General features: G+C 70.3%; 11 protein-coding genes. 8 read left to right on the plus strand and 3 right to left on the minus strand.

The features are described 5' to 3' along the window. Positions 1-33: 33 nt before the first annotated feature. On the minus strand, positions 34-897 hold the full coding sequence (locus E1281_RS30970) for an SDR family NAD(P)-dependent oxidoreductase (protein WP_131883263.1): 864 nt from the start codon (positions 895-897) through the stop codon (positions 34-36). Between the two features lie 246 nt (positions 898-1143). Between E1281_RS30970 and E1281_RS30975 the strand changes: the two genes are divergently transcribed. Beyond that, positions 1144-1824, plus strand: a complete 681-nt coding sequence (locus E1281_RS30975; protein ID WP_131883264.1) for a TetR/AcrR family transcriptional regulator C-terminal domain-containing protein — start codon at positions 1144-1146, stop codon at positions 1822-1824. Here E1281_RS30975 and E1281_RS30980 read toward each other — a convergent pair. Then, positions 1775-2416 carry a TetR/AcrR family transcriptional regulator gene (locus E1281_RS30980; protein ID WP_243717613.1) on the minus strand — a complete coding sequence of 214 codons (642 nt, stop codon included), beginning with the start codon at positions 2414-2416 and terminating at the stop codon, positions 1775-1777. The genes E1281_RS30975 and E1281_RS30980 overlap by 50 nt on opposite strands. 81 nt (positions 2417-2497) lie before the next feature. Here E1281_RS30980 and E1281_RS30985 point away from each other — a divergent pair, with 81 nt between their 5' ends. Together E1281_RS30985 and E1281_RS30990 are read left to right on the plus strand one after the other, a co-directional pair. Next, positions 2498-3976 carry an NAD(P)/FAD-dependent oxidoreductase gene (locus E1281_RS30985; RefSeq protein WP_131883265.1) on the plus strand — a complete coding sequence of 493 codons (1479 nt, stop codon included), beginning with the start codon at positions 2498-2500 and terminating at the stop codon, positions 3974-3976. A gap of 89 nt (positions 3977-4065) precedes the next feature. Beyond that, entirely contained in the window at positions 4066-4446 is a 381-nt protein-coding gene (locus E1281_RS30990) for a nitroreductase family deazaflavin-dependent oxidoreductase (protein ID WP_131883266.1), read from the plus strand. A gap of 23 nt (positions 4447-4469) precedes the next feature. Here the strand turns inward: E1281_RS30990 and E1281_RS30995 are convergent, their stop codons facing one another. After that, positions 4470-5693 (minus strand): helix-turn-helix domain-containing protein, encoded by a 1224-nt coding sequence (locus tag E1281_RS30995; RefSeq protein ID WP_165959185.1) that lies wholly within the window; start codon positions 5691-5693, stop codon positions 4470-4472. Between the two features lie 472 nt (positions 5694-6165). Between E1281_RS30995 and E1281_RS31000 the strand changes: the two genes are divergently transcribed. Genes E1281_RS31000 through E1281_RS31020 form a run of 5 tightly spaced genes read left to right on the plus strand, consistent with a single transcriptional unit; the run spans position 6166 to position 11114 of the window. Continuing rightward, positions 6166-7164, plus strand: coding sequence for an ATP-binding cassette domain-containing protein (locus E1281_RS31000; RefSeq protein WP_131883268.1), 999 nt, complete (start codon positions 6166-6168; stop codon positions 7162-7164). Further along, positions 7151-7939, plus strand: coding sequence for an ABC transporter permease (locus E1281_RS31005; RefSeq protein ID WP_131883269.1), 789 nt, complete (start codon positions 7151-7153; stop codon positions 7937-7939). Before E1281_RS31000 ends, E1281_RS31005 begins: the two co-directional genes overlap by 14 nt. 1 nt (position 7940) lies before the next feature. Beyond that, positions 7941-8777: an ABC transporter permease gene (locus E1281_RS31010; protein ID WP_131883270.1), complete on the plus strand. Its 837-nt coding sequence runs from the start codon at positions 7941-7943 to the stop codon at positions 8775-8777. A 1-nt stretch (position 8778) separates the two neighbouring features. Then, positions 8779-10059, plus strand: a complete 1281-nt coding sequence (locus tag E1281_RS31015) for an MCE family protein (RefSeq protein WP_165959186.1) — start codon at positions 8779-8781, stop codon at positions 10057-10059. Further along, the gene (locus tag E1281_RS31020; RefSeq protein WP_207943588.1) at positions 10056-11114 is read left to right on the plus strand and encodes an MCE family protein; all 1059 of its coding nucleotides are present in this window, start codon (positions 10056-10058) and stop codon (positions 11112-11114) included. Before E1281_RS31015 ends, E1281_RS31020 begins: the two co-directional genes overlap by 4 nt. Positions 11115-11136: the final 22 nt, after the last annotated feature.

Genomic DNA, 11136 nt, shown 5'->3' on the forward strand with positions numbered 1-11136 from the left:
AAGAGACAGGAGGCCGGCGTCCGGACGCGGGCGCTACCCCTGGGGGGTGGAGATTCGGGCTAGGAGGCGCACGGTCGCGGGGGAGACCCTGGAGAGGGTGTGCAGGAGGTGGCCCTCGAAGTTGACCGGGACCACGGCCTTGTTCTTGATGATCGCCTGGACGATCCGCTCGGCGACCCTCTCCGGCGGGTAGTTGCGCAGCCTGATGGCCTTCTGGCCGCGCTGCTTGAGGCGGTCGCGGGACGGGGCGTCGCCGTCGAGGAAGGTCCCGTTCGCGACGATGTCGGTGCTGACGAAGCCGGGGCAGACGGCGGTGACGCCGATGCGGCTGCTCGCGAGCTCGGCGCGCAGGCACTCGCTGAGCATGAGGACGGCGGACTTCGTCGTGCAGTACGCCGGCATCGCGCGCCAGGGGGCGAACGCGGCGGCCGACGCGACGTTGACGATGTGGCCGCCGAGGTTGGGCTTGTCGGGCTTGTTGGGGAGGGCGTGGACGCGCTCGTGCATCTGCTTGCCGAACAGCCGGGAGCCGTGGAGGACGCCCCACAGGTTGACGCCCATGATGCGTTCCCAGTCGTCCAGGCCGGTTTCGAGGAAGGGGCCGGCCACCGCGATGCCCGCGTTGTTGACGAGGATGTCGGGGGCCCGGTGGGCCTTTTTGACCTCGGCGGCGAAGGTCTCCATGGCGTCCGGGTCGGACACGTCCACCCGGTAGGCGGTTCCGCCGGTCCCGGCCGACTTGGCGAGCGCGACGGTCTCCTCCGCGGCGGGGAGGTCGATGTCCGCGGCGACGACACTGGCCCCGTGCCCGGCCAGCGCGACGGCGGTCGCCCGGCCGATTCCGCTGCCTGCTCCGGTGACGACGGCGAGTGCTCCGTCGAAGTGCGCGAGTGGCATGCGAGACCTCCGAAATTGTCCGATGTCCGGGACGAGTTGCGACTCCCTTTCATTCTCGGCGGGCGAGGAGGTTCGGGTCTCTGGAGTTCGCCGGATGAAACGAAATCGATCCAACCGTACTCAGCCCGCCGCCCATGGGCGCTCCTCCCCGGTACATGGGGACGTACAATGTACGTCTCACGTACAATGTACGTACCGTGTCACGGTGAACTTGCGGATGTCAACGGCGGGGAAGGGACGGGGCGGATGGCGAGGCGTGTGACCTCCGACACCTCGCGGACGCGGCCGGTCCTGACCCGCGACCGCATCGTGCTCGCGGCGATCGGGCTGATCGAGCGCGAGGGCGCGGACGCGCTGTCGATGCGCCGGGTCGCGGCCGACCTGGACGTCGCCGTGATGTCCCTTTACAACCACGTGCCGAACAAGGGCGCGCTCCTGGAGGGCGTCGCCGAGCACGTCGTCGCGGGACTGGAGCTGCACGACGACCCGTCCGAGCCGTGGCAGGAGCGGGCGCGGGCGCTGGTGCGGGCCTTCCGGAAGGTCGCGCACGACCACCCGCGCTGCATGACGATCGTCCTCACCCAGGAGATCGACACCCAGGCCGGGCTCCGGCCGGCCGAGCGCGCCCTGGCGCTGGCGGACGCCGCCGGGTTCGACGGCGGGACCGCCGTGCGGATCATGCGGGCGCTGCTCGCCTACGCGCTCGGCGCGCAGATGCGCGAGATCGGCATGGCCAAGATGCTCGACCACCTCGTGCAGACGCGGGCCGAGTCGTGGACGACCCTCGACCCGGAGGAGTTCCCGCACGTGGTCGCGCTCGGCGCCGAGCTGGCGACGCACGATCCCGAGACCGACTTCGAGTTCGGTCTCGACCTGCTCATCGGGGCGCTCGACCGCCTTCCCCGCCGCTCGCCAGGTACGGGCTGAGGCCCCGCCGGCAGAAGTCGGTCATGTGGCGGGCGGCGTCCTCCGCCGACACGTCGGGCCGGCTCGTGAGCCACAGCGCCAGCCGCTCGCTCGCGCCCATGATGATCTGCGTGTAGGCCTCGATCACGTCGGCCGGGGCCGACGGCGCGAACGTCGCCAGCACCCCGGAGATCAGCGTGCTCTGCTGCCGCCGGGTCGACTCGACGGCCTCGGCCGTCACCGGGGTCGCGGCCATCGGCTCGCGCAGCAGCATCGCGAACGACCTGCTGTGGGAGTCGATGAACGAGAAATAGGCGACCATCCCGCGCGACAGGATGTCCTCGGGGTCGGTGGCGCCCGCCATGGCCTTCTGCGTGACGTCGAGCAGCTCGGCCTTGGACCGTCCGACGCAGGCCACGAGCAGCCCGTCCTTGGAGCCGAAGTACTCGTAGAGCATCGGCTTGGAGACGCCGCAGCGCTCGGCGATCTCGTCCATGGAGGTGGCCTGGTAGCCGCGCTCGCCGAACACCTCCTCCGCCACGTCCAGCATCTGCTGCTCGCGCTCGGCGCGCGACATCCGCCGGCGGGCCGGACGGGGTGTGGCGTCACTCACAGGAGAACCTCGTTCTTGGATCTACCGCCAGTAACCTACTGGCGGTAACTTACTGAAAGTAGGTTACGCGAGAGGATGGTTATGAGCGAGCGCACCCCGGCGATCGTCATCATCGGCTCCGGCTTCGCCGGCCTCGGCATGGCGATCCGGCTCAAGCAGCACGGCTTCCACGACTTCGCCGTCCTGGAGAAGAGCGAGGCCCTCGGCGGGACGTGGCACGACAACACCTACCCCGGCTGCGCCTGCGACGTCCCCTCGCACATGTACTCCTTCTCGTTCGAGCTCAACCCGGGCTGGACGCGGATGTTCGCGCCACAGCCCGAGATCCGCTCCTACATGGAACGGACCGCCGACAAGTATCGCGTGCGCGAGCACATCCGGTTCGACGCGGCCGTCGACGCCATGGAGTACGACGACGACGCCGGGCGCTGGAACCTGACGCTCGCGGACGGGACGACCCTCACCCCGAAGGCCGTCGTGTCCGGCATCGGCGCCCTGCACGTCCCCTCGTACCCGGACCTGGCCGGCATGGAGCGGTTCCGGGGCACCGCGTTCCACTCCGCCGAGTGGGACCACTCCTACGATCTCACCGGCAAGCGCGTCGCCGTCGTCGGGACGGGCGCGTCCGCCATCCAGTTCGTCCCGCAGATCGCGGAGCGGGCGGCGGACCTCGTCGTCTTCCAGCGGACCCCGCCGTGGATCCAGCCCAAGCCGGACCTCTCGATCCCCGCGCCCGTCCGCACGGCGTTCAAGAAGCTCCCGGGCGCCGCCCGCGCCTTCCGGAACGGCATCTACTGGACGCTGGAGGCCCGCGCCGTCGGCTTCACCGTCGACCCGCGGCTGTCCGGCTTCCAGGAGCTGATCGCCCGCCGCCACATCGCGCGGCAGATCTCCGACCCCGACCTGCGCGCCAAGGTGACGCCCGACTACACGATCGGCTGCAAGCGGATCCTGCTGTCGAACGACTACTATCCGGCGCTCGCCCGTCCCAATGTGGAACTGGAGACCTCCGACATCGCGGAGGTCAAGGAGAACTCCATCGTGACCGCGGACGGGCGCGAGTACGAGGTCGACTGCATCGTCTACGGCACCGGCTTCAAGGTGACCGACGCGCTCACCGACCTGCGCGTCACCGGGCGCGGCGGGGTCAAGCTCCAGGAGATCTGGGCGGACGGCATCGAGGCCCACCGCGGCACCACGATCCCGGGGCTGCCGAACTTCTTCATGCTGCTCGGCCCCAACACCGGCCTCGGCCACAACTCGGTCGTGTTCATGATCGAGGTGCAGATCCGGCACGTCCTGAGCTGCCTGCGCCTCCTCCAGGAGCACCGCGCCGACACGATCGAGCCGAAGCCGGGGGCCGTCCGCCGCTTCAACGACCGCATGCACCGGCGCCTGCGCCGCGCCGTCTGGAACGAGGGCGGCTGCGACAGCTGGTACCTCGACGACCAGGGCGTCAACCGCACGATCTGGCCCGGCCACACCTTCGAGTTCTGGGCGACCTCCCGCAAGGCCAAGCCAGAGGAGTACACCCTCACCCGCCACACTCCCGCCCCCTGACCCCGTTGACTTGCGGCGTGTGTTGTTATCCGCGCCTCCAAACAACAACACGCCGCAAGTCGACGTGAGGGGCGTGCTAGGGAGGGGGCATGGCTAAAGCGCTGATTCCTCGACAGGTCCGCGGGTTCAACAAGGTCGTCACCAACCGGGTCCAGGGGGTCTACGCGCCCTACTTGCCGCCGCTCGCGGTGGTCGTCCACAAGGGGCGGAGGTCGGGGCGGGAGTACCGGACGCCGGTCGCCGCGTTCCGCAGCGGCCGGAGCCTCATCGTCGGGCTGCCCTACGGGTCGGACACCGACTGGGTGCGCAACCTCCTCGCCGAGAGGCGGGGAGGGGTGGAGCGGCTCGGGCGCGTCCGGCGGGTCGGCAACCCGCGCGTGCTCACGGCGGCCGAGGCGGGGGAACTCCCGTCCGCGGTACGGTACGCCGCCCGCTACATGGACGTCCTCGTCGCCGACATCGAGGACTGACGCCGGGGCCGCGCACCCCCGCCTCAGGTGTGGGGCGTGCCCCTGCGTCCCAGAGTGCGGCGGTTGCGGAGGTGCAGGGCGCGGAGGGTCGCGTCCAGGGAGAAGCGGGTGTCGTCGTCTTCGAGGCTGTCGCCCATGTAGCTTTCGAGCTGCCGGAGCCGGTACCGCACGGTCTGCGGGTGGATCTTGAGGCGCTCCCCGATGTCGACGGCCGTGGACCGGGTGGTGACGGCCTCGGCGAGCGTCTCGACCATCCGCCTGCGCTGCCCGTCGGACATGCCGCGCAGCGGTTCGAGGTGGTGCCGGGTGAGCTCCTCGACGAGCGGCGGGTCCGACAGCAGCCACATGGTCATCAGGTGGTCCCGGCACGGGATGAGGGACCCGTCCCGGATGATGCCCTCCTCGGCCAGTTCCAGGACGCGCCGTGCCCAGCGCAGTGAGTGGGTGGCGCGCTCCAGCGGCACGGTGAGGCCGACGACGCAGCTCGCGTCGGACAGCGCCGCGCGCAGCATGGCGTGGCGCGCCTCCGTGAGCGGCCCGGGGACCAGCATGCACGGCTCCGCGGAGTCCAGGTCGACCAGGACGTCGGTGTCCAGCGCGGCGCGGGTGCAGGGCGCCTCCGGGTGGACGGCGATGAGGGTGGCCTCCTCGGGGAGCGGCCACCAGCAGGTCGCCCTGGCGAGTTCCTCGATCGCCTCCGGCACCACGGCGGGCTGCTGGAGGATCAGGTGCAGGAGGCGCCGCCGCTCCTCGCGCCGGCGGACGTCGGCGTGGCCGCTGGCCTGCTGGTGGCCGAGCCGGATCTGGGCGACGGCCTCTTCGAGGTAGACGAGCATCGCGTCGACCGTGCTGGAGACGATCGACGTGGGGATCTCCTCGCGCTCGGCGATGATGACCGTGCGGCGCCAGGCGATGTGGAAGGCGATCCGCGACGCGGACTGGAGATGGTCCAGGTTGCGTCCCTCGATCGCCTCGAACTGCCCGACCGCGCGGCAGGTCTCGTCGCGCTGCGTGGTGGGCTCGCCGGGCTCGGCGACGCTCTGCAGGAATCCGGCGAGCAGTATCTCGGTGCTGATCCGCAGAATCTGGTCGTACGCGGAGTCCGCGGGACGGTTGTACTCCGGGATGGACTTGCGGATCTCCGCGACGACCTCCCGGGTCACGTCGGGGAGCTCCGCACGCAGCAGGTCAATGAAATCGGCGAAGTGAGTTCCGCTTGTTCCGGACAATTCCAGTGCCTGGGTCATGGGGACGGGAAACCTCCGCGTCGGGCCGTGCCGGGAGCCGGCACCGGGCGGCCCGCCCCGGGACGGGACGGTGGTGCCGACGGGGTGTGCTGAGCGGGGGAGGACACCCGGAAGGCTGGATCGAGGACACCGTGAACATAAAGTCACCAGTGTCCGCTGACAAGACTCCCGGGCAGGATCGGCGAGGTGAGGGCGGTTCTTTGCGCGAGATGTGACAAAACCGCGGTCCGGTTGCTGCCTCGTTGACAATCGCGGGCGGCCCGCCCCCGCGGGCCGGCCGCCGCCACGCCTCATGTTACCGCCGGGTAGTCACCGGTGACGGTTTCCGGAAGATCAAAGACTAAGCCGGTGACAATTCTGAAGACCATTTACTGAATTGCCGGGGGAAACCTGCCCCGACCTGTTGAATTCCAGGGCTACTGGCCCGTAACGTCCTCGCGTGACCCAGGCCGGACAGGGGTGGTGATGGTCGTTGGGAATTGAAGTCGTGGTCGAAGGGCTGACCAAAGCGTTCGGACCGCAGACCATTTGGCGCGACGTCACCCTCACGCTTCCCAAGGGTGAGGTGAGCGTGCTGCTCGGTCCGTCGGGCACCGGCAAGACGGTGTTCCTCAAGTCGCTGATCGGCCTGCTCAAGCCCGAGCAGGGTCGCGTGCTCATCGACGGCGTCGACATGGTCAACGACCCCGACCGCCGGGTCTACCAGGCCCGCAAGCGGTTCGGCCTGATGTTCCAGGACGGCGCCCTGTTCGGGTCGCTGTCCCTGTTCGACAACATCGCGTTCCCGCTGCGCGAGCACACCCGCAAGAAGGAGTCCGAGATCCGCAGCATCGTCCTGGAGCGAATGGAGATGGTCGGGCTGGCCGGCGAGGAGCGCAAGCTGCCCGGCCAGTTGTCCGGCGGCATGCGCAAGCGCGCCGGGCTCGCCCGCGCGCTGGTCCTCGACCCCGAGGTCATCCTGTGCGACGAGCCGGACTCGGGCCTGGACCCCGTCCGCACCGCCTACCTGTCGCAGGTGCTCATCGACGTCAACGCGCGGATCGACGCGACGATGCTGATCGTCACGCACAACATCGAGATCGCCGCGACCGTCCCCGACAACATCGGGATGCTGTACCGCCGCGACCTGATCGCGTTCGGTCCCCGCGAGGCGGTGCTCACCAGCGACGACCCGGCCGTCGACCAGTTCCTGCACGGCGACCCGGTCGGCCCCATCGGCATGTCGGAGGAGAAGGACGCCGCCGCGCTCGCCGCGGAGGCGGCCGCGGCGGCCCAGTCGGCGCCGCGCCGACGCAGGATCGAGATACCGCCGCAGCTCCGCCCGACCTCCGGGCTGCCGCCCCGGCAGGGCGAGATCCGCCACGCGCAGCGCATCGAGGCGATGCTCCCGAGCCTGCCCTACCCCGCGCAGCAGGCCATCTCCGCCGCGCGCCGAGACCGGCAGGAGGCGGGCGGCCATGGCGGCTCCTGAGGCATCGGTCCCCGGAGCGGGCGCGCTGCGCCAGGTCGGGAGGCTGTTCGTGCTCGCCGGGACCGTCGCCGCGATGACGTTCCGGCGGCCGTTCCAGCTGCGCGAGCTGATCCAGCAGTTCTGGTTCATCGCGTCCGTCACGATCCTGCCGACGGCGCTCGTGTCGATCCCGTTCGGCGCCGTCATCTCGCTCCAGGTGGGGTCGCTGGCCAAGCAGCTCGGGGCGCAGTCCCTCACCGGCGGCGCGAGCGTGCTCGCCATCGTGCAGCAGGCGAGCCCGCTGATCGTGGCGCTGCTGATCTCCGGCGCGGCGGGCTCGGCGATCTGCGCCGACCTCGGCTCGCGGACGATCCGGGAGGAGATGGACGCGATGGAGGTGATGGGCGTCTCGCCCATCCAGCGCCTCGTCGTCCCCCGGGTCCTGGCCTGCATGGCCGTGGCGGTCCTGCTGAACGGTCTGGTCTCCGTCGTCGGCGTGGCCGGCGGCTACGTCTTCAACGTGATGATGCAGGACGGGACGCCCGGCGCCTACCTCGCCTCGTTCTCGGCGCTCGCGCAGCTTCCCGACCTGTACGTCAGCGAGCTGAAGGCGCTGCTGTTCGGGTTCATCGCCGGCGTCGTCGCCTCCTACCGCGGGCTGAACCCGAGCCCCGGGCCGAAGGGCGTCGGCGACGCGGTCAACCAGTCGGTCGTCATCACGTTCCTCCTGCTGTTCTTCGTCAACCTCGTGCTGACGGCGATCTACCTGCAGGTCGTCCCGCCGAAGGGGGCCTGACATGGCGATCCCGGGCGCACGCCGGTTCAAGCCGGTGAAGCTCGTCTCGTGGCTGGACCGGCCCGGCGACCAGCTCACCTTCTACGTCAAGGCGCTGCTGTGGACGCCGCGCGCCCTGCGCCGCTACCTGCGCGAGTCGCTGCGGCTGCTCGGCGAGGTCGCGTTCGGCAGCGGCGCGCTGGCCGTGATCGGCGGCACCGTCGGCGTGATGATCGGCATGACGGTGTTCACCGGCGTCGTCGTCGGGCTCCAGGGGTACGCGGCGCTCGACCAGATCGGCTCGTCGGCGTTCACCGGGTTCGTGTCGGCGTACTTCAACACCCGCGAGATCGCGCCGCTGGTGTCGGGCCTGGCGCTGTCGGCGACGGTCGGCGCGGGCTTCACCGCGCAGCTCGGCGCGATGCGGATCAACGAGGAGATCGACGCGCTGGAGGGCATGGGCGTCCATTCGCTGCCGTACCTGGTGACGACCCGCATCATCGCCGGCACGGTGGCGATCATCCCGCTGTACGGGATCGGGCTGCTCACCTCGTACCTGGCGTCCAGACAGGTGACGCTCTGGTTCAACGGGCAGTCGGCCGGGACCTACGACCACTACTTCGGCATCTTCCTCGCCCCCGAGGACGTGGTGCTGTCGTTCGTCAAGGTGCTGATCTTCAGCGTCATGGTGGTGCTCGCGCACTGCTACTACGGCTACCGCGCGGTCGGCGGCCCCGCCGGCGTGGGCATCGCCGTCGGCCGCGCGGTCCGCACCGCGATCGTGCTGATCAGCGTGACGGACTTCTTCATCAGCCTCGCCATCTGGGGCGCGACGACGACGGTGAAGGTGACGGGCTGATATGGCGAAACGCGGCACCATGCAGGTGACCGGGCAGCGGCTGGCCGGGCTGGTGTTCCTGCTCGTCCCCGCGCTGCTGATCTGGCTGTCGATCGCGATCTACAACAAGCGGTTCACCGAGTCGACGACGGTGACGCTGCGCACCGGGACGGCCGGGCACGAGATGCACCGGATGGCGGACGTGAAGGTCCGCGGCGTCGTGGTCGGCGAGGTCCGCTCGATCAAGGCGGACGGCGCCGAGGCCGTGATGGAGCTGGCGCTGAAGCCCGAGATGGCCGACCGCGTCCCGTCGGACGTGACCGCGATGCTGCTGCCGACGACGGTGTTCGGCGCCCGGTACGTGTCGCTCAACGCGCCGCCGGGGACGTCGGCGCCGCCGATCGACGAGGGCGACGTGATCTCCGAGGACCGCAGCGCGAACGCCGTCGAGCTGGCGGAGCTGCTCAACAACACCATGGACCTGCTCAACACCCTCCAGCCGTCCAAGCTGTCGGCGACGCTGAACGCGATGGCCACGGCGCTGGAGGGCCGCGGCGAGCAGATCGGCGCCAACTTCGAGCAGCTCGACGCGTTCCTCCGCAAGATGAACCCCGAGGTCCCGGCGCTCACCCGCAACCTCGCCGAGCTGGCCGAGTTCTCGCAGCACGCGTCCGACGCCGCGCCCAACCTGCTCCAGGCGCTCACGGACCTGACGGTGACGAGCCGCACGGTCGTCGAGCAGCGCAACTCGCTCTCGACCCTGTACGAGGCGGTGTCGCGCTCGTCGGCCGACCTGGAGGAGTTCCTGGACGCCAACTCCGGCAACATCATCGAGCTGGCGGCGGCGAGCCGGGGGAGCCTGGAGCTGCTGCGCCGCTACGCCCCGGCGGCGCCCTGCACGTTCCGCACGCTCGCCGACTTCATCCCGAAGATGGACCGGGTCCTCGGCAAGGGCACGAACCGGCCCGGGATGCACGCCACGGTCGTGCCCGTCGAGCACAAGGGCCGCTACAGGCCGGGCCAGGACGCGCCGCGTTACGGCGCGAGCGGCGGCCCGCGGTGCCCGAGCGTCCCGTACCTCCCGACCGGCGGCGGGACGACGAAGGTGCTGCCCGCGGGCGGAGTCCCGGGGGAGCGCGGCGTCGCCGGCGGCGGACTCGGGCCCGCCAACTCCGAATCCGAGAACGACCTGGTCAACGAGCTTGCCGGGCCCTCGCTCGACGAGGTCCCCGAGGAGCTGCCGGACTGGTCCAGCGTGCTCGTCGGGCCGATCTACCGGGGTACGGAGGTGACGGTCAATTGAGGCTCACCGGCCAGGGCCTGAAGGGGATGGGCGTCCCCCTCACCAGCTCGCTGATCTTCATCGCGGTGACGGTGCTGGCGACCGCGCTGCTGGCGTCCAGCATCACCGGCGCCACCAGCGGCGACCGCGTCACCTACCACGCCAAGTTCACCGACGTGGCGGGCCTGCATCCGGGCCACGGCGTCCGGATCGCGGGCGTCGAGGTCGGCCAGGTCGAGGAGATCGAGGTGACCGACCGGCGGCTCGCGCTGGTCACCTTCGAGGTGGACCGCGGCCGGGACATCCCGGCGTCGGCGACCGCCGCCGTGAAGTACCTCAACCTGGTCGGCGGACGCTACATCGCCCTCGACCGCGGCACCGGCGCGCCCGGCCAGACGCTGAGGCCGGGCGGGACGATCCCGGTGGAGAACACGTCCGGGACGCTCAACCTCACCCAGCTCTTCCAGGGCTTCCAGCCGCTGATGCAGGCGCTGTCGCCCGGGGACGCCAACAAGCTGTCGGAGTCGATCGTGAAGGTCCTCCAGGGGGAGGCCGGGACGATCGAGAGCCTGCTGCGCACCGTCGGGCAGCTCACCAGCACGCTCGCGGCCAAGGACGAGGTGATCGGCCAGGTCATCACCAACCTCGACAGCGTCGTCCAGACGATCAACTCGCGGGACCGGCAGCTCGTCGACCTGGTCACCACGCTCCGCAAGTTCACCTCCGGGCTGGCCGCCGACCGCAAGCCGATCGGTGAGGCGATCGCGTCGATCGCCGACCTGACGTCCGCGACCGCCGGGCTGCTCCAGGTCGCGCGCAAGCCGCTGAAGGACGACATCGTCCAGCTCGGCCGCCTCAGCGACAACCTCAACCGCGACGAGCCGCTCGTGGAGCGCTTCCTCCAGCGGACGCCCGGCAAGATGCGGACGTTCGGCCGGCTGGCCTCCTACGGGTCGTGGATGAACTTCTACCAGTGCGAGGTCAAGTTGATCGGCGTCCACTACGCCGGTTCGGATCTGTCGAACCAGCCGCCGCCGACCGGCATCCCGATCGAGGACGCGAGGTGCCGCGGATGAGTCCCCCGACGCCGCCCCCGAC

It is taken from the genome of Actinomadura sp. KC345, from assembly GCF_004348515.1.
In the GTDB taxonomy this organism is placed as follows: domain Bacteria; phylum Actinomycetota; class Actinomycetes; order Streptosporangiales; family Streptosporangiaceae; genus Spirillospora.